The 23,267-nt window shown below is 69.4% G+C and carries 22 protein-coding genes; 15 read left to right on the top strand and 7 right to left on the bottom strand.

What is annotated here, in order from left to right; all coding sequences use genetic code 11:
* Positions 1-3: 3 nt before the first annotated feature.
* Positions 4-990, top strand: a complete 987-nt coding sequence (locus HW466_RS18245) for an alpha/beta fold hydrolase (RefSeq protein ID WP_059542846.1) — start codon at positions 4-6, stop codon at positions 988-990.
* 40 nt (positions 991-1,030) lie between these two features.
* On the opposite strand, the gene HW466_RS18250 is transcribed toward HW466_RS18245, so the two are convergent.
* Entirely contained in the window at positions 1,031-1,429 is a 399-nt protein-coding gene (locus HW466_RS18250) for a carboxymuconolactone decarboxylase family protein (protein ID WP_151006129.1), read from the bottom strand.
* A 369-nt stretch (positions 1,430-1,798) separates the two neighbouring features.
* Between HW466_RS18250 and HW466_RS18255 the strand changes: the two genes are divergently transcribed.
* The 5 genes from HW466_RS18255 to HW466_RS18275 all read left to right on the top strand — a co-directional run bounded on the left by HW466_RS18255 (position 1,799) and on the right by HW466_RS18275 (position 6,859).
* On the top strand, positions 1,799-3,706 hold the full coding sequence (locus HW466_RS18255) for a collagen-like triple helix repeat-containing protein (protein ID WP_176316093.1): 1,908 nt from the start codon (positions 1,799-1,801) through the stop codon (positions 3,704-3,706).
* 120 nt (positions 3,707-3,826) lie between these two features.
* A complete protein-coding gene (locus HW466_RS18260) occupies positions 3,827-5,110 on the top strand; it encodes an isoprenylcysteine carboxylmethyltransferase family protein (protein ID WP_059503793.1) in 1,284 nt (427 codons plus the stop codon).
* Positions 5,111-5,300: 190 nt separating this feature from the next.
* Positions 5,301-5,450 (top strand): hypothetical protein, encoded by a 150-nt coding sequence (locus tag HW466_RS18265; RefSeq protein ID WP_155740752.1) that lies wholly within the window; start codon positions 5,301-5,303, stop codon positions 5,448-5,450.
* A 104-nt stretch (positions 5,451-5,554) separates the two neighbouring features.
* A complete protein-coding gene (locus tag HW466_RS18270; protein ID WP_174905516.1) occupies positions 5,555-6,232 on the top strand; it encodes a histone acetyltransferase in 678 nt (225 codons plus the stop codon).
* A 54-nt stretch (positions 6,233-6,286) separates the two neighbouring features.
* The gene (locus tag HW466_RS18275; RefSeq protein WP_151005740.1) at positions 6,287-6,859 is read left to right on the top strand and encodes an NADPH-dependent FMN reductase; all 573 of its coding nucleotides are present in this window, start codon (positions 6,287-6,289) and stop codon (positions 6,857-6,859) included.
* A gap of 29 nt (positions 6,860-6,888) precedes the next feature.
* Here HW466_RS18275 and HW466_RS18280 read toward each other — a convergent pair whose 3' ends face one another.
* The 4 genes from HW466_RS18280 to HW466_RS18295 are packed head-to-tail and all read right to left on the bottom strand — an operon-like array spanning position 6,889 to position 11,490.
* Positions 6,889-7,518 carry a DUF2894 domain-containing protein gene (locus HW466_RS18280; protein ID WP_059848073.1) on the bottom strand — a complete coding sequence of 210 codons (630 nt, stop codon included), beginning with the start codon at positions 7,516-7,518 and terminating at the stop codon, positions 6,889-6,891.
* Positions 7,515-8,159 (bottom strand): OmpA family protein, encoded by a 645-nt coding sequence (locus HW466_RS18285; RefSeq protein ID WP_059452119.1) that lies wholly within the window; start codon positions 8,157-8,159, stop codon positions 7,515-7,517. Before HW466_RS18285 ends, HW466_RS18280 begins: the two co-directional genes overlap by 4 nt.
* A 3-nt stretch (positions 8,160-8,162) precedes the next feature.
* On the bottom strand, positions 8,163-10,730 hold the full coding sequence (locus HW466_RS18290; RefSeq protein WP_176316094.1) for a DUF802 domain-containing protein: 2,568 nt from the start codon (positions 10,728-10,730) through the stop codon (positions 8,163-8,165).
* Between the two features lie 10 nt (positions 10,731-10,740).
* The gene (locus HW466_RS18295; RefSeq protein ID WP_059542857.1) at positions 10,741-11,490 is read right to left on the bottom strand and encodes a DUF3348 domain-containing protein; all 750 of its coding nucleotides are present in this window, start codon (positions 11,488-11,490) and stop codon (positions 10,741-10,743) included.
* Between the two features lie 453 nt (positions 11,491-11,943).
* On the opposite strand from HW466_RS18295, the gene HW466_RS18300 reads away from it, so the two are divergent.
* Complete coding sequence (locus tag HW466_RS18300) at positions 11,944-13,155, top strand: DUF1444 domain-containing protein (protein WP_059503807.1); 1,212 nt, start codon at positions 11,944-11,946, stop codon at positions 13,153-13,155.
* A gap of 137 nt (positions 13,156-13,292) precedes the next feature.
* On the opposite strand, the gene HW466_RS18305 is transcribed toward HW466_RS18300, so the two are convergent.
* Positions 13,293-13,931 carry a LysE family translocator gene (locus HW466_RS18305; protein WP_151006665.1) on the bottom strand — a complete coding sequence of 213 codons (639 nt, stop codon included), beginning with the start codon at positions 13,929-13,931 and terminating at the stop codon, positions 13,293-13,295.
* Between the two features lie 156 nt (positions 13,932-14,087).
* On the opposite strand from HW466_RS18305, the gene HW466_RS18310 reads away from it, so the two are divergent.
* From HW466_RS18310 to HW466_RS18330, 5 genes are all read left to right on the top strand, one after another.
* The gene (locus tag HW466_RS18310; RefSeq protein WP_059452114.1) at positions 14,088-14,552 is read left to right on the top strand and encodes a GNAT family N-acetyltransferase; all 465 of its coding nucleotides are present in this window, start codon (positions 14,088-14,090) and stop codon (positions 14,550-14,552) included.
* Positions 14,552-15,127 carry a hypothetical protein gene (locus HW466_RS18315; RefSeq protein ID WP_174905514.1) on the top strand — a complete coding sequence of 192 codons (576 nt, stop codon included), beginning with the start codon at positions 14,552-14,554 and terminating at the stop codon, positions 15,125-15,127. The genes HW466_RS18310 and HW466_RS18315 overlap by 1 nt, the downstream gene beginning before the upstream one ends.
* A 162-nt stretch (positions 15,128-15,289) precedes the next feature.
* Positions 15,290-16,666 (top strand): FAD-containing oxidoreductase, encoded by a 1,377-nt coding sequence (locus tag HW466_RS18320; RefSeq protein ID WP_059770545.1) that lies wholly within the window; start codon positions 15,290-15,292, stop codon positions 16,664-16,666.
* Positions 16,667-16,781: 115 nt separating this feature from the next.
* On the top strand, positions 16,782-17,684 hold the full coding sequence (locus HW466_RS18325; RefSeq protein ID WP_151006421.1) for a LysR family transcriptional regulator: 903 nt from the start codon (positions 16,782-16,784) through the stop codon (positions 17,682-17,684).
* A gap of 141 nt (positions 17,685-17,825) precedes the next feature.
* On the top strand, positions 17,826-18,815 hold the full coding sequence (locus HW466_RS18330) for a zinc-dependent alcohol dehydrogenase family protein (RefSeq protein WP_060347882.1): 990 nt from the start codon (positions 17,826-17,828) through the stop codon (positions 18,813-18,815).
* Between the two features lie 66 nt (positions 18,816-18,881).
* On the opposite strand, the gene HW466_RS18335 is transcribed toward HW466_RS18330, so the two are convergent.
* Positions 18,882-19,775: an SDR family oxidoreductase gene (locus HW466_RS18335; protein WP_174905513.1), complete on the bottom strand. Its 894-nt coding sequence runs from the start codon at positions 19,773-19,775 to the stop codon at positions 18,882-18,884.
* Between the two features lie 95 nt (positions 19,776-19,870).
* Here HW466_RS18335 and HW466_RS18340 point away from each other — a divergent pair, with 95 nt between their 5' ends.
* The 3 genes from HW466_RS18340 to HW466_RS18350 all read left to right on the top strand — a co-directional run bounded on the left by HW466_RS18340 (position 19,871) and on the right by HW466_RS18350 (position 23,246).
* The gene (locus HW466_RS18340) at positions 19,871-20,740 is read left to right on the top strand and encodes a helix-turn-helix transcriptional regulator (RefSeq protein WP_059452108.1); all 870 of its coding nucleotides are present in this window, start codon (positions 19,871-19,873) and stop codon (positions 20,738-20,740) included.
* Between the two features lie 503 nt (positions 20,741-21,243).
* Positions 21,244-22,728, top strand: a complete 1,485-nt coding sequence (locus HW466_RS18345; protein ID WP_151005946.1) for an alkaline phosphatase family protein — start codon at positions 21,244-21,246, stop codon at positions 22,726-22,728.
* Between the two features lie 107 nt (positions 22,729-22,835).
* Positions 22,836-23,246, top strand: a complete 411-nt coding sequence (locus tag HW466_RS18350; RefSeq protein WP_059793396.1) for a VOC family protein — start codon at positions 22,836-22,838, stop codon at positions 23,244-23,246.
* The last annotated feature ends 21 nt before the right edge of the window (positions 23,247-23,267 follow it).

Genomic DNA, 23,267 nt, shown 5'->3' on the forward strand with positions numbered 1-23,267 from the left:
GACATGAGCCATACGCTCCATCTGATCCAGAACGTGCTGCTCGGCGTCGTCGCGGTGCTCGCCGCGCTCGCGCTGTTTTCCGGCTACGTCGCGCGCCGCGTGACGCGCGCGTTTCCGCCCGAAGGCCGCTTCGTCGACATCGGCGACGACCACATTCATTACGTCGAATACGGCAGCGGCCCGCCGCTCGTGTTCGTGCACGGGCTGGCCGGGCAGTGGCGCAACTTCGCGTACCTGCCGCTCACGCGGCTCGCGCAGCATCATCGCGTGATCTTCGTCGACCGGCCCGGCGCGGGCCGCTCGCTGCGCGGCGCCAGCTCGCAGGCGAACGTGTTCGCGCAGGCCCGCACGATCGCCGCGTTCATCGATGCGCTGAAGCTTGATCGCCCCGTGCTCGTCGGGCACTCGCTCGGCGGCGCGATCGCGCTCGCGGTCGGACTCAACCATCCGGAGCGCGTGAGCCGGCTCGCGCTGATCGCGCCGCTGTCGCACGAGCAGACCGAACCGCCGGCGCCGTTCAAGCCGCTGATGCTGCCGTCGCCGCTGGTGCGCCGCTTCGTGTCGTGGACCTTCGCGATCCCGCTGACGATCCTGACCGGCCGCAAGGCCGTGAACCAGGTGTTCGCGCCGGAAGCCGTGCCGCGCGACTTCCCTGTAAAGGGCGGCGGCCTGCTCGGGCTGCGGCCGCACGTGTTCTACGCAACGGCGACGGACCTGCTGTCGGCCCCCGTCGACCTCCCCGCGATGGAGCGCCGCTACGCGGACCTGTCGCTGCCGGTAGACGTGCTGTACGGGCGCGCCGATCCGATCCTGAACTGGCGTACGCACGGCGAGGCGCTCGCGCAGAAATCGGCGCGCGTGCGGCTGAAAGTCGTCGAAGGCGGGCACATGCTGCCGGTCACGATTCCGGATGCGACGGCGGACTGGCTGCTCGAAGTCGCCGCCGCGCCGATCGACGCGCCGGCGCAGGGCGCGCACGTCGCGCATTGATCGTCGGCGAGCCTGCCGGCCGCGATGCGCGGCGGGCCGGTCAGGCTTCGTCGTCGGGCAGCGACAGCCCGAGCTCCGCAATGACCTCGCGCGCGCTGCGAAACGCCTCCACCGCCGCCGGCGCACCCGCGTACAGCGCGCTGTGCAGCAGCACCTCGCGGATCTCGACGAGGCTCGCGCCGTTGTTGATGGCGCCACGCACGTGGCCCTTCAGTTCCGTGCCGCGGCCGAGCGCGGCCAGCATCGCGCAGGTGCAGAGGCTGCGTGTCTTCAGGTCGATTCCGCCGCGCTGCCACGTGCTGCCCCACGCGTGCTCGTTCAGCCAGTCCTGCAGCGGACGCGAAAAGCCGTCGAGGTCACGCATCGCGCGCTCGACGAATGCCTCGCCCATCACCTCGGTGCGGCGTGCCTTGCCCTGCTCCATGTCCTGTTCGCTCATGTCGTGTCCTGTCTGAAGTCGTGGCCGCTTCGGCGTCGCCTGCGGCCCGGGGGATTTGCTTCATGTTCGCGGCGCGCGGACGTTTCGTCAAAGACAGCCCCCTCGGATCGCGACCGGCCACGTCATACGCGCCGCGCCGGGTCGAACGCTACGTAACATCCGGCCCGGCGTTACGGTTCCTTACGGGAACATCACGGCATGCCCATCCGCGCACCGGGTGCGCCCATCTCGCGAAACCACCGTTCCTCCGTTTAAATCGCGCCGATATTCCCGATTCCCGCAACAAAGCGCGGGTGTATTGCGCGGAAGGTGTCATGGCGCGGAATTTGCAGTAATCGGCCCGACACAACTTCCAATGTCGAGGCCACCATGCACCATTACTTGAAGAAGACGGCGGTATCGCTGGCCGTCCTTTCGCTGCTCACACTGTACGGCTGCGGCTCCGTCGACGGGCCGGTCACGCCGACGATCAAGCCGAGCACGTCGGGCGGCGGCGGTAGTTCGGGGACTTCGGGGACTTCGGGTACCTCCGGCACGTCGGGTACTTCCGGCACCTCGGGCACTTCGGGTACCTCGGGTACCTCGGGCACTTCGGGTACTTCGGGTACTTCGGGTACTTCGGGTACTTCGGGTACTTCGGGTACTTCGGGTACTTCGGGTACCTCCGGCACGTCGGGTACTTCCGGCACCTCCGGCACGTCGGGTACTTCGGGCACCTCCGGTACTTCGGGCACTTCGGGCACTTCGGGCACTTCGGGCACTTCGGGTACTTCGGGTACTTCGGGTACTTCGGGCACTTCGGGTACTTCGGGTACTTCGGGTACTTCGGGCACCTCGGGCACCTCGGGCACCTCAGGCACCTCGGGCACCTCGGGCACCTCGGGCACCTCCGGCACCTCGGGCACCTCCGGCACCTCCGGCACTTCCGGCACCGGCGTCACCCCGCTCGGCAATGTCCTTCAGCAGACCGGCACGCTCGTCACGGCACTCGGCACGACGGTCGCGAACGGCGGTGCGCAGATCGGCGGCGTCCAAGTCCCGGGCACGAACCCGACGACGGCCAGCAGCATCGGCAACGCGGTCACCAGCCTCGGCAACGGCGTGCAGTCGCTCGGCAACGGCGTCGCGGCCGGGCTCGGCTCGATCGGCGTGTCGCCGAACCCGCTCGGCCCGACGCTCACGTCGGCCACCGGCCTGGTAACCGGCATCGGCGGCGCGGTCAACAATCTCGGCAACGCGGTGACGAGCCTCGGCACCGGCCCGCTGTCGCCGCTTGCGCCGGCGACGACCCTCGTCGGCAGTCTGGTCAACACGGTCGGCACCGCGGTGAACTCGACCGCATCGGCGCTGAACACCGCGCTGAACAGCGCGCCTGTCCAGCAACTCGAGACGCAACTCGGCAGCGTGATCAACCCGATCACGAACACGCTGACCGGCGGCGTCACGACGCCCGGCGCCACGCAGACGCTCGGCGGCGTGACCATGCTCGGTGCCCCGCTCAACAGCCTGCTGAGCACGCTCGGCAGCGGCCTCGGGCTCGCCGGTTCGCAAATCGGCAGCGCGACCGGCAACCCGGTCGGCACGAGCGCCGGCAACAGCGTGTCCCAGCTCGGCAACACAGTGGCATCGGCCGGCGGTCTGCTGTCCAGCGGCAGCGGCAGCTCCAGCAGCGGCACCAACCCGCTCGCGCCGATTACCGGCCTGCTCGGTACGCTGACGGGCGGGCTCGGCGGCGGCAGCAGTTCGAGCGGCTCCGGCGGCACCAGCGGCACGAGCGGCACCAGCGGCGGCCCTCTCGCGCCGATCACGGGCCTTCTCGGCACGGTGACAGGTGCGCTCGGCGGCCTCGGTTCGAGCGGCACGGGCGGCACCAGCGGGACGAGTGGCACCAGCGGTACCAGCGGCTCGGGTATCGGCGGCCTGCTTGCACCGGTCACCGGCCTCGTCAACGCGCTGACGCCGCTTGGCGCGAGCCTCACCGGCACGGTCACGACGCCGGGCGGCAGCCTGACCGGCAACCTCGGCGGTGCGCTGACGAGCGGCCCGGTCGGCACGCTGACGGGCTCGCTGACGTCGCCGGCCGGCGCGCTCGGCGCAGTCGGCACGGCCAGCCCGGGCGGCGCGGCCGGCACGGTGACGACGCCGTCCGGCAGCGGCAGCGTCACGGCCGGTCTCACGGGCAGCTCGAACGGCGGCAGCACGGCAGGCGCGACCAACCTGCTGTCACCCGTGACGAACCTGCTCGGCGGCCTGCTCGGCGCCACGCCGAAGAAGTAACGCTTCACGTATCAGAACTACAGGCCAATGGCCGGGCACATACCAATCCAAAGCCCGGTCGACGGCCGGCGCCACCCGCCAAGCGGGGGCGCCGGCCCTCATCCCGACGAGGATCCGATCATGAATTCCACGCTCGACGGCATCGCCGCGGTCCAGGACCGCCCGCCCCGTTCCGCCACGCCATTCCGCGCCGGCCTGCTCGGCATCGCGGCCGGTCTCTTCGCGCTGTGGATCACGCGCGACCAGCCGAACCTCGACGCGGCCGCGCGCGCGGTCATCGCAAGCCTCGCGATCATCGGCACGATCGCGCTGCACGAAATCTTCATCTCGCGCGTGTACCTGCGCCCGAGCGCGGGCCTGTCGCGACAGGCCGTACGCCCGCTCGGGCTCGCGCGCGTCGCGACGCGGCTCGGCGCGCTGACGTCGATCTACGCCGGCATCGGCATGATCTACTGGCTGCTGCCCGAATATCACGGCGCGTTCTACCTGCCCTTCTGGTCGCTGCTGCGCTCGCTCGCGCCGTACGTGATCGTCGCCGCGCCGTTCTACTTTGCGTGGATGGATCGCCACCAGCGCGAGACCGACGATGCGTACCTCCTGTGGGGCCGCTACCTGTTTCGCCGCGAGAAGCCCGCGAGCTGGCAACCCGTGCGCGAGATGCTCGCCGGCTGGGGGGTGAAGGCATTCTTCCTGCCGCTGATGACCGTCTACCTGTCGAAGGACGCCGATCACCTGAGCGCGTCGCTCGCGAACGCGCTGCACGCGCCGATGACGCTCGCGACCTTCGTGTTCCTGTACGACCTGTCGTTCACGATGGACCTGATGTTCGGCACCGTCGGCTATCTGTGCACGTTCCGCATCCTCGACAGCCACGTGCGCACCGTCGAGCCGACCACGCTCGGCTGGGTCGCCGCGCTGATGTGCTACCAGCCGTTCTGGTCGCTGATCTCGAACAACTACATTCGCTACGAAGGCTCGCTGTTCTGGGACAACTGGCTGCTGTCCGCGCCGACGCTGCGCGTGATCTGGGGCGCGGCGATCATCCTGCTGCTGATGACCTATGCACTGTCGACGATATCGTTCGGACTGCGTTTCTCGAACCTCACGAACCGCGGCATCATCACGTCCGGCCCGTATCGTTTCACGAAGCATCCGGCGTACATCACGAAGAACCTGTCGTACTGGATGGTCTCGGTGCCGTTCGTCGAGCCGCTCGGCTGGCAGGTCGGGCTGATGCACTGCGCGGGGCTCGTCGCGGTCAACCTGATCTACTACACGCGAGCGAAGACCGAGGAGCGGCACCTGATGCGCGATCCCGACTATCGCGCGTATGCGGAATGGATCGCGCAGCATGGGCTGTTCGCGCGGATCAGGCACGCGTTCGGGGGGCGGCAGGCGGTGTAAGGCGGCGAGCGGCTTCAGCGAACCCGCCCCTTGCGACCAATTGTCGCGAAACACCGCGATTCTCCGCGTTTCGTCGCTTTTCTCCGTCAGTCCGATTGCCCGCCGCGTGCCCGTCGCGTATGGTGCTGACCGTCCGCGCGCCCGTCGCCCGGACCTCCGACCGTCGTCCCGCACGACGGCCGCGCGGGCCGTGCCCGCCATCACCGTCTCCGCGGCACAGCATTCGGCGCCGCGCATTCATGAGGAGAGAGGCGTGATTCACAAAGTCCTGATCCTGTTCGCACTCTGCATCGCGGGCCTCGCCGCGATCGCCGCCGGTTTCCAGCACATCCCCAGCTGATTCGCGGCCCCGGCTCGCTCGCCGAGCCCGGGGGCCGCTGCCATTTTCTTTCCCGTTTGCGATGAAATCCTTTCTCGATGCGCCCGGGACGGGCGCCTTTTGCCATGCGTATCGACGTACAGCATTCCCAACACGACATCGACGATGAACTCGACACGCTCTACGCGCGTCTGCACCAGCCGGGCCATCGCCTGCACGGGCTGCCGGCCGTCGCGCTCGGCGATTCGGGCCTGATCGTGCGCCACCGCGAGGCCGACGGCGAATACTTCCTTTACGTCGAGGATCCGTCGGCCCGGCAGCTCGCCGGCTACACGATCTTCAACCGCCTGCCCGAACTGCCGCGCCGCGCGGACCGCTACCTGCGCGCGCCGCACACGCGGCTGCGCGGCTCCGCCCAACGCAAGGGAATCGCGACGACGCTGTATCGATGGGGGCTCGACGCGGGCCTCTGCCTGATCAGCGGCGCACGTCAGTCGGTCGGCGCGGCGCAGCTGTGGAACGCGCTCGCGCACGACTACCGGCACGGCTTCGTCGACGTCGAAGGCCGCGCGCTGCGCTATCTCGGCGAAGCCGTCGCGGACGACGTCTACGGTGCACTGCATACGCGCCGGCTGTTGCTCGGCAACGGATGGACACTCGGCGACCTGGCACGCGCAACCGGAATGATCGACACGCCCGCAGCCGCGCGCCAGGACGCGAGATTTCCACGGGAAGGAAACGAATGGCGCCACCTGCGCCGCGTCGCGAACGCGCGCGCCGGCGCTCACGCACCGATGCGATAATCCGTCGAATCCGCGCGGCGTCGCCGCGCGTGCCACCTTCCCCTACGCTCGTCGATGGCTACCGAACCCCGAACCGATTCCGAACGCCGCATCGAGATCGTCGCGCTGTGCGGCAGCCTGCGCGCGCAGTCGTACAACGCGGCGCTGCTGGACGCAGCCGCACGCGTCGCGCCGCGCGGAATGCGCATCACGCGCTTCGATCGTCTCGGCGAATTTCCGCTGTTCAATCCCGATGCCGAATATCCGTCGCCAGCCGCGGTGCGCGACCTGATCGAGCGGCTGAACGCCGCGGACGGCGTGCTGATCGCGAGCCCGGAATACGCGCACGGCGTGACGGGCGTAATGAAGAACGCGCTGGACTGGGTCGTGGGATGCGAAGCCGTGGTGTACAAGCCGGTCGCGGTATTGAACGCGTCGCCGCGTGCGACGCATGCGGACGCGGCGCTGAGGGAAACACTGTCGGTGATGTCGGCGCATATCGTCGAGCGCGCATCGATCACGCTGCCGATCCTCGGCAGCCAGCTCGATGCGGCGGGCATCGCCGCGCATCCGCCGTTCGCGTCGGCGCTGACCGACGCGTTGCACGCACTGCGCGCGGCAATCGACGCGCAGGCGCCGCAGCGCTAGACGGCGAGCGGCGTGGCTGGAAGCGTGTGCTATCGCGCCTTGGCGCGCGTGGTCTTCTTCGCGGGTTTTGCCGGCTTCGCGGCCTTCGCGCGCGGCGCTTCCTTCTCGGGCTGACCACCGCCGCCGGCGAGATCCTCGAGCCACGCCAGCGCATCGACGTACGACAGGAATTGCTGCAGGTATTCCGGCGACAGCTCGCGCATCGTCGCGAGCGACCGATGCACGAGGCTATTCGAATTGAGCGGCCCCGCGTTGCGCGGCACCTGGTCGAGCGACTGGCGATACTGCTGTTCGGTGCGCACCTTCGACCACGTCGTGCGGAAATAGTCGATCAGTTCGGGATCGATCCCGCGCCGATCGGCCTGCGCATCGCGCGCGAGCTGCTCGACGAGCCCGCCGAGCAAGCTGCGCGCAGGCGCGTTCGCTTGCACCGTCTCGCTCGCGACTGCCGCTTCACCGGCTCGCGAGACGATCTGTGCAAACCCTTCCAGCAGCGTCTCGAGCCGCGCGTCGAGCAACGCGCGCGCGTCGCCATCGAGCGCGGCCGCGCGCTTCTCGAGCGCGTCGAGCCGATGGAAGCGCACCGGATCGAGCCGGTCGGCGCCCTGCTCGCGCCATGCGTCGAGCGTTGCGCGCACGCGGGTCGCGTCGCCCGTCACTTCGCCTTCCCTCCGTTCGATGCGCTCTTGCGCGGCACCGGCGCGATTTCCACGCGGCGGTTCTTCGCGCGGCCTTCATCGTCCGCATTCGAGCTGACCGGCTGCTCGGAGCCGAACGCGGCCGCGAATACCGACGGCGCCGGCACGCCGGCGTCGATCAACGCACGCGTGACCGTCAGCGCGCGCTTGGCCGACAGTTCCCAGTTGTCCGCGAACTGGCGGTTGCCGGCGCGCACCTGCTGGTCGTCGGCGAAGCCGCTGACCATCAGGATCTCGTCGCGCGTCTTCAGGTACGCGGCCAGCGGCGCGGCGAGCGTCTTCAGCAGATCGCGCCCCTCGGGCTGAAGCTGGTCGGAGTTCAGCGCGAACAGCACATTGCCGCTGATGCCGATGCGGCCGTTCACGAACGTCACGCGCCCGGCCGCGAGCGGCCCGGCGAGCGCCTCTTCGAGCGACTTGCGCTGCTGCGCCTCCTGCTGGCGCGCGCGCACGGCCTCCTCGAGCTTCGACGTGAGCTGCAGCTGCATGCCGATCACGCCGACGAGGATCAGCACGAATGCGCCGAGCAGCACCGACATCAGGTCGGCAAACGCGGGCCACACCGGCGCGGAAGGCGCGCCGTCGTCGATTTCGTCGTGCATGCGTTACGCTCCGACCGATGCCCGCCGACCGGCGATCTGCTGCAAGTCTTCCACAATCTGCTTCTGCGACATCATGCTCAGGTCGATCACCTCGCGCGCCTGCGCGACGTAGTACTCGAGCTGCTCGTCGCTGCGCGCGAGCGATTTCTCGAGCGCGGCCTCGATGCGCTGCAGATGGTTCAGCAGCTTGTCGTTCGATTCGCCGAACACCTGCACGGCCGCGCCGAACGCGTCGCCGAGGCTCGCGACTTCGACCGCCCCCGCCGTGACCTGCGCGGCCACCGAATCGAGCTTGCGCGTTTCGGCATCGACGGCGTCGTTGAAGCGCGCGCCGACGCGCTCGAGCAGGTCGGCCGACGTGCTGACGAGCGCGTCGATCGCGGCGCGCTGCTCGGTCGATGCGTGGTTGACCGCGCCGAGCAGTGTCTCGAGCGTCGCCAGCAGGCGGCTGCGTTCCTCGAGCATCGCGGTGTCGCGAACCATGCTGTCGGACAGGCGCTGGCGCAGTTCGGCAACGACGTCGGCCGCGGCCTTCGGCGCTTCGGATGCAGCCTGCACGAGGCGCGAGATTTCGTTGATCGTGTCGCTCGCGTGCACCTGCGCCTGGGCGGTGATGTCGTTCGCGGTGCGGGTCAGCGTGTCGCAGATGTCCTGCTGGCGCGTCGCGGCCTGTGCGCTCGTCCGCGCCCATTCGTCACGCAGCGCGGCGGCCATCGCGGCCAGCGAGTCGTTCCATGCGGACAGGCGTTCTTCGTCGCGTGCGGCCAGTTGCGTTTGCAGGCCAGTGTGCGAATCGCAAATCGTTGCGAGCAGATCGTTCGAGCGTTGTTCGAACGTCGACGCTTGTGCTGCGAGGTCGCGCGTGGTTTGGGCGAGTGCGTCGCAGATTTCCTGCTGACGGCCCGCGCTGTGCACGCCCGCGCGCTGCCATTCTTCGCCGAGCTTCGCGGCCAGCGCGGCCAGCGATTCGTTCCATGCCGCCAGACGCTCTTCATCGCGTGCGGCCAGTTGCGTTTGCAGGCCAGTGTGCGAATCGCGAATCGTTGCGAGCAGATCGTTCGAGCGTTGTTCGAACGTCGACGCTTGTGCCGCGAGGTCGCGCGTCGTTTGTGCGAGCGCGTCGCAGATTTCCTGCTGACGGCCCGCGCTGTGCACGCCCGCTCGCTGCCATTCTTCGCCGAGCTTCGCGGCCATCGCGGTCAGCGATTCGTTCCATGCCGCCAGACGCTCCTCGTCGCGCGCAGCCAGTTGCGTTTGCAGCCCCGCATGCGACTCGCGCATCGCGGCGAGCGCCGCGCTCGAATGCCGCTCGAACGTCGCGGCGGCGTCGCCGAGCGCCTTCGCATGCTGGCCGGCCAGCGTCTCGCCAACCTGCTCCTGACGCGCGAGCGCATCGCGCCACGCGTCGGACAACCGGCTTTCCGTCGATTCGAGGCGCGTCGCAACACCGTCGAGCAGCTGCGTCGAGCGCTGCGCGAACGTATCGGTGAACTGGCCAAGCGTCGTCTGCAGCTGCTGCGCGACGGCATCGCCCGCGCGACGCTGGTCGTCGAGTGCGCGGCTCCAGACGACCGTCACGTTCGCGGTGGTCTTCTCGAAACCGTCGGTCAGCCCGTCGAGCTGGCGCTGCACGGCGCCCGTCACGGTATCGCGCAGCGCGGCCATTTCCTGCGCGAGCCCCGCCATCGTCGCCGCGACGACCGGTTGCAGCGCGGCGCCCGCCACGCGCGCGCTCTCAGCGGCGCTTTCCTTCAGCGCATCGCCGACGTTCGAGGCGAGGCCCGCGTACGCACGCTCGGTACGATCGAAGAACGCCTGCTGACTTTCGATCTGGCGATCGTGCAGCGCGACGCTGCGCGCCTCGAGCGTCGTCATCATCGTCTGCAGCCGGTCGACCAGCGCCGGCATCACGTCGGCCTGGCGCTGCAGCAGCCGGAACGATTCGTCGCGCTGGTGCGCGGACGAATGCACGCGCAGCGTCGTCGCGATCTTCGCGTCGAGCTGCTGGCCCGCGTCGAGCCGTTCGCGGCGCACGAGCGCGGACAGCAGCCCGAGCATCGCGGACGTGGCGACACCCGCGATCGACGTGCCGAATGCGAAGCCGAGACCCTTGACCGGCGCGATCAGCGACGCGCGGATCGCGTCGAGGTCGGTCGCGCTTTCGAGCGCGGCGCCCGTGCCGTTCAGCGTCACGACCATCCCAAGCAGCGTGCCGAGCATGCCGAGCAGCACGAGCAGGCCGACCAGATACGGCGTGAGCGACGGGCCCGGCAGCGCGACGCGCGCGCCTTCGACGCGTGCGCGCACGGCGCCGCGCAGGCCCGGCGGCAGCGTATCGAGCCATGTGTCGAGCTTCGCCGGCGGTTCCGTCAGGCCGGCCACCGCGCGCGACAGCGCGGCGGTGGCCTGCCGGTAGCGCTGCAGCTCCCAGGCACCGGCGACGTAGCACGCGCCGATCAGCAGCGTGACGGCCGTCGCGAGCGGGTTCGACGCGACATAGCCGGCGCCGATCCAGCACACTGCGAGCAGGCCGGCGATGAAGACAACGAGATCAAGACGAATTCTGGACATAGCGTAGGAATTAGCAGGTACGAAGGGCCGCGAGCAGCCCGTCTACCGTTTGAAACCGGACTTCGAGTTCGGCGAGCAGGATGCTTTGCATCTCGTCGCGGAACGTGTCGAGCCACGTGCCGGGCACGATCGCCGGGGCCGACGGCGCGTCGCCCGCGGCAGCGGCGTCGGCCGCCGCTTGCGCATCGGCCAGCGCCTGCCGTTCCGCGTCGCGCAGCCGCTCGAAGCGCGTGCCGAGCAGCGCGGGCACGGCGGACAGCAGGCTGCGCTCGCGCGCGCCGAGCACGCGCTCCATGATCGCGTCGAGCGTCGCGAGCCGCGCCATCCCGGGCGAGCGCGCGGCGATCGCGACCCGCAAGCGGCCACGCAACTGGCCGATCGCGGTCTCCATTTCCTGCTGGAGCGTCAGACAGCTCTGGCGAAAATCCGCGAAGTCGGCCGTGTCGGCGGGCGGCGGCGGCAGCTCGCCGGGACGCCGCCGCGTGCGCGGGCGGTGGGCAGCCGTGATCGCCTGCGCGAGATCGTGACGCACGCGCGCGCAGTCACGCTCGGCGTCGTAACCGCGCACGCCGGCCGCGACGCCGGGCGGGCTCGCATTCAGCGCGGAAGACAGCGTGATCGCGTCGGTCCAGCCGAGCCACTGGCTCAGGCGGTCCGACAGCGTCTGCCGGGATTCCGCGACGTCGGCATCGGTCAGGCGCGCGAGCAGCCGGACGAGCGTCGGGCCGCTCAGTGCCGGGCGCGGAGATGCTTGCACCATGCTGCAAACCGTCAAAAAAGGCAGCAGTTTACACGTCGTCGCGAGGTCGGCCGCCAGAATCGGGGAAGCGGCCCGGCACCGCACGCCGTGCAACCGGCCCGAACGCCCGCAGCACAAGGCTCGCCGGCCGATCGCACGGATTTCCCGGTGCGCCGGCCCGCGCCGGCCGCTCGTGCGGACGCCTTCGGAACGCTCCCCGGCGGGCGCGGGTTCACGCCGGATCGTCATGTTCGCCGACGTGCGTATTCGTCGCGGACGTGCGGTACCATCGCGACACCCGCCACGCGATTCGCGACCGATGCGGGCCCGCGCCGCCCGGCTACCGGCGCGCGGGCCGCCGGACGCAGCATGGATATCCGGCCGATATCCGCGGGCCGCAGGCGGCGCCCCGGCGACGGGTGCCGCCGCCCATGACAACGACCGATAACAGACGGGCCTGCCCGACCGCTCACGATGCTTTCCGACTTCGTCGCGCGCCTGCGCGAGCGCTTCAGCAAGCCGCCTACGCGGCAGGACTTCGCCAACCGCCTGATCGCCGCGCTGCGCGCGACCGGCGACACGCGCGAGTGGCTTCACGAGGACGACAAGGGCCGTCTCGTGCAAGCGGATGTCCCGTCGAACATCATCAACCTGCACAACCTGTTCCGCGACTACGCAAACGCGAAGCCGGCCGAGCGCGAGGCGACGTTGCAGCGCCAGGCGAGCGCGATGATGCAGCACGAGATTCCGGCGAACTTCGCGGATGTCCGCGCGCGGCTGCGCCCCGTGATCCGCAGCGCGACCGAGCGCGGCACGGTCGCGTTGCAGCTGGCCGGACAGCCGGCCGCCTCGGAAGTCGCGTTCCGGCCGCTGTGCGAAAACCTCGAGATCGGCATCGCGTACGACGGCGAATTCAGCGTCGCGCGGCTGACGAGCGCGCGGCTCGCCGAATGGGGCGTCAGTTTCGACGACGCATGCGACATCGCGATCGACAACCTGCGCGGTGTGTCGTCGGCGCCGTGGGCCGCATTGCGCGACGGCGTGTTCCTGTCGCAGTTCGGCGACTACTACGACGCCGCGCGGCTGCTGCTGACCGACCTGCTGCACCGCCAGCCGATCTCCGGCGCGCCGGTGGTGATGGCGCCGAACCGGGCCGTGCTGCTGCTCACCGGCGACCGTAATGCGGCCGGGCTCGCGACGATGGTCGAACTCGCGGAACAGGCGCGCGCGCAGCCGCGTCCGCTGCCGCCGCTGATGCTGCGCTGGGACGGCGCCGCGTGGCGGAATTTCGTCCCGGCAGGGCTGGAAGCGAAGCTGCACGCGTTGCGCGTGGACGAGCTCGCGGGCGACTACCAGGATCAGCGCACGCTGCTGGACGATCTGCACAAGCGGGAGGGCATCGACGTCTTCGTGGCGTCGTACACCGTGTACCGGCGGCACAACGGCGAGCTGTTCAGCGTCGGCGTGTGGAGCGACGGCGTGCCGACGCTGCTGCCCGACACGGACATCGTCGTGCTCTATCGGGAAGCGACGCGGCAGTCGGCCCACGTGCCGATGGCCGCGCTGCGCGACGCATGCGGCGACCTGATGACGGCCACCGCGCACCAGCCGGTGCGGTATGAAGTGACGGCGTTTCCGGATGACGCGCGCTTCGCGGCGCTGCTCGAGCGATTTCCGGCGGTGTGACGCGCGCTCGCGCGGCGACGGGCGACCATTCGGAGTCGGGGCACGCCACGCCGCCTCGCCGCCATGCGCAATGAGCGGCCGTGGCCGCATGCGTTCCGGGCAGGCAATGGCGGCGCGCCGCGGCGCACCGCCTGCCGTCAGATCCCCGCCTTCGGCGCGTTCAGGATCAGCCGCAGGCCGAGCAGCGTGATCGCGCCGGCCGCGACGCGATCGACCCACTTCTTCGCGCGCAGGTAGAGCTCGCGCGGCCGGCGCGTCGAGAAACACAGCGCGACGATCGTGTACCAGCCGAATTCGACGCCGAACACGAGCGGCGGCAGCGCCAGGTAGCACCAGAGCGGCGGATGCTGCGGCAACAGCGCCGCGAAGATGCTGCCGTACCAGATTGCCGTCTTCGGGTTGCTCAGCTGGGTCGTGAGGCCGGTCCAGAACGACTTGCGCGCGCTGCCGGCCGCGACGGCGTGCGAATCGTCCATCGCGACCGGCCGGTCGGCGCCGCGCCAGATCTTCGACGCCATGTAGATCAGGTATGCGCCGCCCGCGAGCTTCAGGCCGACGTACAGCCATTCGACCGCCTGCAGCAGCGTGTACAGGCCGGCCAGCGCGACGCCGCCGAACGCGATCCCGCCGACGCCCATGCCGAGTGCGGTCGCCAGCCCGTCGCGGCGCGACAGCCCGATCGAGTTGCGGGCGACCAGCACGAAACTCGGGCCCGGAATCATCGCGCCAAGCCACAGCGCGGCCAGAATGGCGAGTACGGCAGCCGATGCAGTCATCGAAGTCTCCTTGATCAGCGACGGCGAAGCGCCGGCGGCACCTGCGCGCCGATTCCCGACGTTGAAGCGAATGATTCTGGCACGCTTCGCCGCCCGCCGAAAGCACCCGCGCGCTGCTATGCTGGGTGCCGTTCCCGCCATCGCGCCACGCTTCCCATGATCGAGATCCGCGCCGCCCGCTATCCCGACGATGCCGCCGTCGTCGAAGCGATTTTCCGCGAATACATCGCAAGCCCCACGGTCAGCCTCGCGTTCCAGGATTACGAGCCCGAACTCGCCGCGTTGCCGGGCAAATATGCGGCGCCGCGCGGGCAATTGCTGCTCGCATGGCGCGGCGAGCGCGCGGTCGGCTGCGCGGCGTTTCGCGAAATCGACGCGACGACATGCGAGATGAAGCGCGTGTACGTGCGTCCCGAAGCGCGCGGGCTGAACGTCGGCCGCCAGCTCGTCGAACGGCTGTTGCGCGACGCGAAGTCGGCCGGTTATGCGCGGATGTGTCTCGACGTGCTGCCCGAATTCGTCGCCGCAAGGCAACTGTATGGTTCGCTCGGCTTCACGCCGGCGCCGCCCGTTGCGTTCAATCCGGTGCCCGGCACCGAGTTCCTCGGCCGGGATCTGTGATGGCCACCACCGCGCGCGGGGCGCTCGTCGCGCTGCTCGCCGTGCTGGCGTGCGGCGCACGGGCCGACGGGCTGCCGCCGTCCATCGCGGCGCAGTTGCCGGCCGGCTACCGGCCCATGGTCCCGCGGGAAGGGCCGGACCTCGGCGACGGGCGGCGCAGCTTTCTCGTCGTCGTGCATCGCGCGGTCGATACGCGCGCGGAGCCGTCGCCCCGCCCGCTGCTGATTTTCGAGGAGCAGCCCGGCCACGCGTATCGCCTCGCCGCGCGCAACGACCACGTGGTCCTGCGCGCGAACGAAGGCGGCCAGTGCGATCCGTTCGATCCCGAAGGCGCCGCCGACAGCGGCCTGTCGGTGAAAGGCCGCTATTTCACCGTGCAGAATTTCGTCGCGTGCGGCCAGCACTGGAGCGACTACGTGACGTTCCGCCACGACCCGCGCACGCACGGCTGGCTGTTCTCCAGCGAGATCTACACCGAATCGTTCCCGCTCGACGACAAGCCCGACGAAGTCACCGTCACGCGCGCCGATGCGCACCGCCCGGTGACGTTCGGCCAATGGCGGCGCAAGGACTGAAAAGCCGTCGGCAAACCGCGCTCGGCCGCTTGCATCGACGCGACTCGCGTCGCCCCGCCAACCGGTCTACCATGGGCGCTCGTCGCCGTTCGGGCGCGCGCCGGCGCGGCATGCGGCTTGCGCGTGCCCGTTTCCCACGTTGAACCAGCGCAGGAGAACGTCATGACGCAACACTTCGACGCGATCGTCATCGGTACGGGCCAGGCCGGTCCGCCGCTCGCCGCGCGGCTCGCGGGCGCCGGCATGAAAGTGGCGGTGGTCGAGCGCGGCCGCTTCGGCGGCACCTGCGTGAACACCGGCTGCATTCCGACCAAAACGCTGATCGCGAGCGCGTACGCCGCGCAGCTTGCGCGCCGTGCGGCCGAATATGGCGTGTCGGTCGGCCCGGTCAGCGTCGACATGAAGGCCGTGAAGGCGCGCAAGGATCGCATCTCCGGCCGCTCGAACCACGGCGTCGAGCAATGGGTGCGCGGCCTCGACCACACGACCGTGTTTCAGGGTCACGCCCGATTCGAGCGGGCCAACGCGGTACGCGTCGGCGACGACCTGCTCGAAGCCGACCGCATCTTCATCAACGTCGGCGGGCGCGCGCAAATCCCGCCGATGCCTGGGCTCGACACGGTGCCGTACCTGACCAACTCGACGATGATGGATGTCGACTTCCTGCCCGAGCATCTCGTGATCGTCGGCGGCAGCTACGTCGGGCTCGAATTCGGTCAGATGTACCGCCGCTTCGGGTCGCGGGTCACGATCGTCGAGAAAGGGTCGCGCCTGATCCGTCGCGAGGACGAGGACGTGTCGCAGGCCGTGCACGAGATTCTCGCGAACGAAGGCATCGACGTGCAGCTCGATGCGAACTGCCTGAGCGCACGGCGCGACGGCGACGGCGTCGTGGTCGGCCTCGACTGCACCGGCGGCCGCCGCGAGGTCGCCGGCTCGCACCTGCTGCTCGCGGTCGGTCGCGTGCCGAACACCGACGATCTCGGGCTCGAACAGGCCGGCGTCGCGGTCGACGCGCGCGGCTACATCACGGTCGACGACCAGTTGCGCACCAACGTGCCCGGCATCTGGGCGCTCGGCGACTGCAACGGGCGCGGTGCATTCACGCACACCGCGTACAACGACTACGAGATCGTCGCGGCCAATCTGCTCGACGACGATCCGCGCAAGGTGTCCGACCGCATCACCGCGTATGCGATGTACATCGATCCACCGCTCGGCCGTGTCGGCATGACGCTGGCGGAAGCGCGGCAGACCGGCCGCCGGCTGCTGGTCGGCACGCGGCCGATGACGCGGGTCGGCCGCGCGGTCGAAAAAGGCGAGAGCCTGGGCTTCATGAAGGTGATCGTCGACGCCGACACCCATGCAATCCTCGGCGCGTCGATCCTCGGCGTGACGGGCGACGAGGTCGTGCACGGCTTGCTCGACGTGATGGCGGCCGGCGCGCCATACACGACGATCAGCCGCGCGATGCACATCCACCCGACCGTGTCGGAGCTGCTGCCGACGCTGCTGCAGGATCTGCATCCGGTCGACTGAAACGCGGCGGGCGCGCGAGCGCCATGCGCGCCGGGTTCGCGCGTGCGTTGCGTGCCGCGCCCCGGCGCCGAACCGTGTGCGAAGATGGCCGTTCGCCACGACACCCGGAAGCGCCATGGACCGTCTGCAAACGATGCAGATCTACGTACAGATCGTCGAACGCGGCAACTTCACGCAGGCCGCCGATGCGTTGCAGCTGCATCGGCCGGCCGTCACCAAGGCCGTGCAGCAGCTCGAACAGGAACTCGGCATTCGGCTGCTGAACCGCAGCACGCGCCGCGTCAGCGTGACGGCCGAGGGCGAGGCGTTCTATGCGCGCTGCGTGCAGTTGCTCGGCAGCATCGACGACGCATTCGCCTCGTTCCCGAAGCAGCGAACGGTGCCGAAGGGCAGGCTGCGGCTCGATATCGCCGTCGCGCTCGCGAAGACGGTCATCATCCCCGCCCTGCCCGACTTCCAGCAGCGCTACCCGCAGATCGAGCTCGTGCTCGGCGCCAGCGACCAGCCGGCCGACCTCATCGGCGAAGGCATCGACTGCGTCGTGCGGGTCGGCACGCTGAAGGATTCGAGCATGGTCGCGCGCACGGTCGGCGCGGTGCCGATGGTCACGTGCGCATCGCCGGGATATATCGTCCGCCACGGGCTGCCGCGCACGCTGGACGATCTGCGCAAGCACCGCGCGGTCAACTTCTTCACGGGCAGCAATCGCAAGATACTCGAATGGACGTTTCGCCAGAACGGCGAACGCGTCGACGTGAAAGTGCCGAGCAGCCTGCTCACGAACAACTCGGAGGCGCTGCTGTCGTGCGGGCTCGCCGGCCTCGGCATCGTGTACGCATTGCGGCCCGCGCTGCAGCCGAGCATCGATGCCGGCCACCTGATCGAACTGTTGCCCGGCATTCCGGCCGAGTCGAAGCCCGTGTCGGTGATGTACCCGAACCGCGCACACTTGCCCGACAAGGTGCGCGTGTTCATCGACTGGATCACGGAATTGTTCGCACGTCGTTATCCGGCCTGATGCGCCCAGTCGCGCGCACGCGTTCGAGCGGCGATTGTTATTCGTCGAATAACAATCAGTAATCGCGTCGCGCGTTTATCCGGCACGGGCCGCCGCCTACAGTGCTCCTTCATCGACACCCGTTCATCGAAGGAGTCCTCCATGTCCCGTATCGTTCGTTTCCATCGTACCGGCGGCCCCGACGTGCTGCAGATCGACACCGTCGACGTCCCCGCGCCGGGCCCCGGCGAAGTGCAGCTGCACGTCAAGGCAATCGGCATCAACCGTGCGGAAGTCATGTACCGCAGCGGCGAATACACGTTCCCGCCGCGCTTTCCCGCAGCGCTCGGCTACGAAGCCTCGGGCGTCGTCGCATCGGTCGGGCCGGACGTCACGTCGTTCTCGGCCGGCGATGCGGTGAGCGTCGTGCCGTCGTTCTCGTTGGCCGACTACGGGATGTACGGCGAGGTGGTCAACGTGCCCGCGCATGCGCTCGTCCGGCATCCGGAGAACCTGTCATTCGAGGAAGCCGCCGCGACATGGATGATGTTTGTCACGGCCTGGGGCGCGCTGATCGAACTCGGCGGGCTCGAGCAGGGCGACGCGGTGCTGATCGGCGCCGCGTCGAGCAGTGTCGGGCTCGCGGCGATCCAGGTCGCGAACCGCGTCGGCGCGATGCCGATCGCGCTCACGCGCACCGAAGCGAAGCGCCAGGCGCTGCTCGACGCGGGCGCCGCGCACGTGATCGTCGGCAGCCCGGCGGACCTGCCTCGGCAAGTCGCGGAACTGACGGGCGGCCTCGGCGCGCGCATCGCGTTCGATCCGGTCGGCGGCCCCGGCGCGGCGAATCTGCTGCGCGCGTTGCGCAACAACGGCACGTTCTTCCAGTACGGCGCGCTCGACACGCGCGACATCGCGGTGCCGGTGATGGACCTGCTCGCACGCCACCTGACACTGCGCGGCTACGAGCTGTTCGAGATCACCGGCAACGCGCAACGGCTCGAACGCGCGAAGCGCTTCATCGTCGACGGGCTCGCGGCCGGCGCGCTGAAGCCGTCGATCGACCGCACGTTCGCGTTCGACGACATCGCTCAAGCGCATCGATACATGGAAGCCGGCGCGCAAGTCGGCAAGATCGTCGTGACCGTCTGAAGGTCGCGACAGCAGGCGTGCCGACCGGAAACGGCGGCACGCGTCGCGCATTCGCATACTCGCGCATCAGGTCTCGAAGTACCGCGGCCGGTCGATATCGGCCAGCAATCCCGGCTGCACCGGCGTCCAGTCGAGCCATGCCCGCGTGCGCTCGCTCGTTGCGGGCGCATCCATTCCCGCGAACATCGCGAACCACCCGAAATGCTCGGCGGCCTGCTCGGCCGATTTCGACACGACCGGCACGTTCAGCCGGCGGCCGATCACTTCCGCGATCTCGCGGAACGGCACGCCCGTGTCGGCGACCGCGTGATAGCGCGCCCCGGGCACGCCGCGTTCGACCGCAAGCCGGTACACGCGCGCCGCATCGAGCCGGTGCACGGCCGGCCAGCGGTTGCCGCCATCGCCCACATACGCCGACGCGCCCTTCTCCCGCGCGAACGCGATCAGGCGCGGCACGAACGCGTGATCGCCGTCGCCGTGCACGGACGGCGGCAGGCGCACGACCGACGCGCACACGCGTTGCGCGTGCAGCGCGGCCGCCGTCGCTTCCGACGCACGCGGATAGGCGGCCGACACCGGCACGTGCGGATCCTCCTCCGTCGCCGCCCGGCCGGGCGCGACGAGCGCAAGGCCCGACGTGACGACCAGCGGCCGCGCCGACCCCGCGAGCACCGCACCGAGCGCCTCGATCGCGCGGCGATCGAGCTCGCAGTTTTCCGCGAAGCGCGAGAAATCGTGATTGAATCCCGTGTGGATCACGGCGTCGGCGGCCTCGGCACCGCGCTTCAGGCTGTCGAGATCCTCCAGCGATCCGCGATGGACGTCGGCGCCCGCGGCCGCGACCGCCGCGGCGGCTGCGTCGGAACGCGCGAGACCGAGCACCGCATGCCCGGCGGCCACGAGCTCCGCAACGACCGCGGAACCGACGAAACCCGACGCTCCCGTAACAAAGACACGCATGTTCGACCCCTCGGAATGAATGTGAGGCTTACTATCTGTCCACCGTCGCGCACGGTGAAGACGTGACGGTTTACCGGTAAACGAACTAACAGGCTATGGCTGACGCATCCGACAACCTGCTCGGCGCGTACCTTCGGGACCGCCGCGAGAAACTCGACCCGGCCGCGCTCGGGCTGCCCGTCGCGCGGCGCCGCACGCCGGGCCTGCGGCGCGAGGAAGTCGCGCAGCGCGCGCACGTGAGCGCCGCCTGGTACACGTGGCTCGAACAGGGGCGCGGCGGCGCGCCGTCGGCCGACGTGCTCGACCGGCTCGCCCGCGCGCTGCTGCTCAACGATGCCGAGCGCGAACATCTGTTCCTGATCGGCCTCGGCCATCCGCCCGAGGTGCGCTATCACGCGAGCCGTGACGTCACGCCGCGCCTGCAGCACGTGCTCGATTCGCTCGAAGCCAGCCCCGCGATCGTGCGCACGGCGACGTGGGACGTCGTCGCGTGGAACGACGCGGCCGCCGCGACGCTGACCGACTATGCGACGCTGCCGCCGCCCGCGCGCAACATCCTGCGGCTGATCTTCGTCGATGCCCGCGTGCGGGACGCACAGCAGAACTGGGAACGCGTCGCGCGGTTCGCGGTGGGCGCGTTTCGCGCGGACATCGCACGCGGCGGAGCGACGCAGGCCGTGCAGACGTTCATCGACGAGATGCGTGCGACGAGCGCGGAGTTCGACGCGATGTGGCGCGATCACGACATTCATTCGCATGACGAAGGAACGAAGGAGATTCGTCATCCGACGGCCGGGCGGATCGCGCTCGAGTACTCGGCATTCTCGGTGACGGGCCGCCCCGATCTGAGTCTGGTCATCTTCACGCCGGCGACGCCGGCCGATCGCGCGCGCATCCGGGCACTCGTCGCCGCGCGCGACAAGGCTCGCGAACGGGCCGATCAATCGCACGCGCCGGCCGCGTAGCGCGTCGATTCACGTACGACGCCGCTGCCGCAATCGCACGCGGTACCGCGCCCGAAATGGACGCATCGCGCGCGCGGCCGGTGCCGCGCCGCCCGGCGCACCGGCATCGGCGCCTGCCGGTGCGAACGCGCGTCTCGCGCGTGCGCTGTCCCTTTTCCTGCTTCAGCTTCCGTTTCGCCGCGTTCCTTTTGACCAACGGCCAGTGAAAAATGCGCGGCTCATTCGTCTGACGACAGCCACCGGATCGACATGCGCGAAACGCTGCGCCGCGATGAACGCATCGGACGACGGCGAACGCGCGGCAGCATGCGCGGCGCGCGCCGCGCGTGTGCGCATGCAACGATCGAACTCGGCGGCCTGCCCGATGCGGCGCCTTGCGCAACGGGCATGAAGCTTGCGCCTTCCGCGCGCTCGCGATCTCCAGCTGCGAGTGCGCGTCGATTCGCGGCGGCGATGCGTGACCGGACGGTCAGCCGCGTCCCATAACGAAGGAGAACGTTGTCATGGACGAGACGAATGCATATCGCCGCTACAATCGCCGACGCTTTCTCGCGGGCGTTGCAGCGATGGCCGGCAGCGTTGCGCTGCCCGGCTGCGGCGGAGATGGCGATGGGCCGGGCGCGGACGGCAACGCGCCCGCACCGTCGATCGGCGACACGCCGTCACCGAACGGCCGCGATCGCTACAACCTGCCACGGCCCGCGTTGCCCGACCCCGCGAGTTCCGGCATCGATCACATCGTGCTGGTCACGATGGAAAATCGTTCGTTCGACCACTACCTGAGCTGGGTGCCCGGTGCCGAAGGCATGCCCGCCAATCAGCAATTCAAGGACGCGTTCGGCGGGACCAATGCACCGTTCCAGCTGTCGGCCAATCCCGCTTACGGCTACCAGGCATGCGCGTACCACGACCCGAACCACAGCTACGAGGGCGCGCGCACGCAACTGGCGTCGGGGGCGATGAACGGCTGGCTACTGACACCCGGAACGAGCCTCACGCGCGGCGACCTGCTGCCGATCGGCTTCTACACATCGGCCGACCTGCCGTTCTTCAGCGCGGTGGCGAGCAGCTACACGATCGGCGATTTCTACTTCAGCGGCGTGCTGGCCAACACGTTTCCGAATCGCCTCTACCTGCACAGCGGCGCCACCGACCGCCTCACGGACACCGCCGACAACTCGTCGCTGCGCACGATCTGGGACAACCTGAGCGATGCCAACGTCGGTTGCAGCTACTACTACCACGACGTGCCGTTCACCGCGCTGTACGGCACGCGCTATCTCGGCATCTCGCACATGTTTGCGGATTTCCTGTCGAACGCGGCGGCGGGAACGTTGCCGCCGTTCTGCATGGTCGACCCGGCTTTCACGGGCGAGCAGCAAGGGGTTTCGGCGGACGATCATCCGCATGCGGACATTCGCGACGGGCAGGCGTTTCTCAACCAGGTTTACGACGCGTTGCGCACGAGCCCTGCGTGGAGTCGCACGCTGATGATCGTGGTGTACGACGAATGGGGCGGCTTTCTCGAGCACGTGGTGCCGCCGATCCGCCCGATCAGCAACAGCGAGCACGCGCTCGGCAACGACGGCAAGCTCGGCTTTCGCGTGCCGCTGGCGCTGCTCGGCCCGCGCGTTCGCGCCGGCACGGTGACGCGCTATCCGTTCGACCCGAGCTCGATTCATGCGCTGCTGCAATGGCGTTTCGGATTGAAGCCGCTCGGCGTACGCGGCAGCGACCCGGCGACGTTCAACCTCGCTTACGCGCTCGATTTCACCGACCCGCCGCGTACGGACGCGCCGGCGTTCACGGTCGCGCAAGGGCCGTTCGGCGGAACGTGCGCCGGCGCAACGGCGCCTGCGCCGTCCAGCTCGGTCTCCGGCATCGATCCGTCGCAAATGGCGGCCGGCGCGTCATCCGGTCAGACAGCCGATCGTTTCGCCGAATTGCGCGCAAAGGCAGCCGCGCTCGGGTTCGGCACGGGTGCCTGACGACGGCGCGCACGCGGCTGCGCCGATCGAAATCGATGCAGCCGTCCCTTTGCGCGCACACGGCGCCGGAGGACAATACGCCGTTATTCCCTTCGAGGTCGCTCGACATGGCCCGATTCCAGCCCGACGGGTGGCATACCGTCACGCCCCGCATCGTCGTTCCCGATCCCGAGCACCTGATCGCGTTCATCAAGGCGGTCTTCCACGCGCACGGCGAATTCCGTTCAGGACTGCCAGCCGAAATCAGGATCGGCGATTCCGTCGTGATGGTGAGCGGCGGGGACGGGCTGCGCGATCCGATGCCGGCGTTTCTCTACGTCTATGTCGAGAACACCGACTCGACCTACCGCCGCGCGATCGCCGCAAATGCGACTTCGCTCGAAGCGCCGGCCGACATGCCGTACGGCGACCGGCGCGCGATGGTCCGGGATCCGTGGGGCAACACGTGGCAGATCGCCACGCATCGACACGATCTGTCGATTGACGAGATCCGGTCCCGGCTGGCCGGCGACGAGTAAGCGACAGCGCGGACGCCCGGC

Source organism: Burkholderia territorii (assembly GCF_902833055.1).
GTDB lineage: Bacteria > Pseudomonadota > Gammaproteobacteria > Burkholderiales > Burkholderiaceae > Burkholderia > Burkholderia territorii.

What these genes read in the sequence shown, in the direction of transcription:
- HW466_RS18245 (WP_059542846.1), top strand. Translation starts at nt 4, where the DNA reads ATGAGCCATACGCTCCATCTGATCCAGAACGTGCTGCTCGGCGTCGTC.
- HW466_RS18250 (WP_151006129.1), bottom strand. Translation starts at nt 1,429, where the DNA reads ATGAGCGAACAGGACATGGAGCAGGGCAAGGCACGCCGCACCGAGGTG.
- HW466_RS18255 (WP_176316093.1), top strand. Translation starts at nt 1,799, where the DNA reads ATGCACCATTACTTGAAGAAGACGGCGGTATCGCTGGCCGTCCTTTCG.
- HW466_RS18260 (WP_059503793.1), top strand. Translation starts at nt 3,827, where the DNA reads ATGAATTCCACGCTCGACGGCATCGCCGCGGTCCAGGACCGCCCGCCC.
- HW466_RS18270 (WP_174905516.1), top strand. Translation starts at nt 5,555, where the DNA reads ATGCGTATCGACGTACAGCATTCCCAACACGACATCGACGATGAACTC.
- HW466_RS18275 (WP_151005740.1), top strand. Translation starts at nt 6,287, where the DNA reads ATGGCTACCGAACCCCGAACCGATTCCGAACGCCGCATCGAGATCGTC.
- HW466_RS18285 (WP_059452119.1), bottom strand. Translation starts at nt 8,159, where the DNA reads ATGCACGACGAAATCGACGACGGCGCGCCTTCCGCGCCGGTGTGGCCC.
- HW466_RS18290 (WP_176316094.1), bottom strand. Translation starts at nt 10,730, where the DNA reads ATGTCCAGAATTCGTCTTGATCTCGTTGTCTTCATCGCCGGCCTGCTC.
- HW466_RS18295 (WP_059542857.1), bottom strand. Translation starts at nt 11,490, where the DNA reads ATGGTGCAAGCATCTCCGCGCCCGGCACTGAGCGGCCCGACGCTCGTC.
- HW466_RS18300 (WP_059503807.1), top strand. Translation starts at nt 11,944, where the DNA reads ATGCTTTCCGACTTCGTCGCGCGCCTGCGCGAGCGCTTCAGCAAGCCG.
- HW466_RS18305 (WP_151006665.1), bottom strand. Translation starts at nt 13,931, where the DNA reads ATGACTGCATCGGCTGCCGTACTCGCCATTCTGGCCGCGCTGTGGCTT.
- HW466_RS18310 (WP_059452114.1), top strand. Translation starts at nt 14,088, where the DNA reads ATGATCGAGATCCGCGCCGCCCGCTATCCCGACGATGCCGCCGTCGTC.
- HW466_RS18315 (WP_174905514.1), top strand. Translation starts at nt 14,552, where the DNA reads ATGGCCACCACCGCGCGCGGGGCGCTCGTCGCGCTGCTCGCCGTGCTG.
- HW466_RS18320 (WP_059770545.1), top strand. Translation starts at nt 15,290, where the DNA reads ATGACGCAACACTTCGACGCGATCGTCATCGGTACGGGCCAGGCCGGT.
- HW466_RS18325 (WP_151006421.1), top strand. Translation starts at nt 16,782, where the DNA reads ATGGACCGTCTGCAAACGATGCAGATCTACGTACAGATCGTCGAACGC.
- HW466_RS18330 (WP_060347882.1), top strand. Translation starts at nt 17,826, where the DNA reads ATGTCCCGTATCGTTCGTTTCCATCGTACCGGCGGCCCCGACGTGCTG.
- HW466_RS18335 (WP_174905513.1), bottom strand. Translation starts at nt 19,775, where the DNA reads ATGCGTGTCTTTGTTACGGGAGCGTCGGGTTTCGTCGGTTCCGCGGTC.
- HW466_RS18340 (WP_059452108.1), top strand. Translation starts at nt 19,871, where the DNA reads ATGGCTGACGCATCCGACAACCTGCTCGGCGCGTACCTTCGGGACCGC.
- HW466_RS18345 (WP_151005946.1), top strand. Translation starts at nt 21,244, where the DNA reads ATGGACGAGACGAATGCATATCGCCGCTACAATCGCCGACGCTTTCTC.
- HW466_RS18350 (WP_059793396.1), top strand. Translation starts at nt 22,836, where the DNA reads ATGGCCCGATTCCAGCCCGACGGGTGGCATACCGTCACGCCCCGCATC.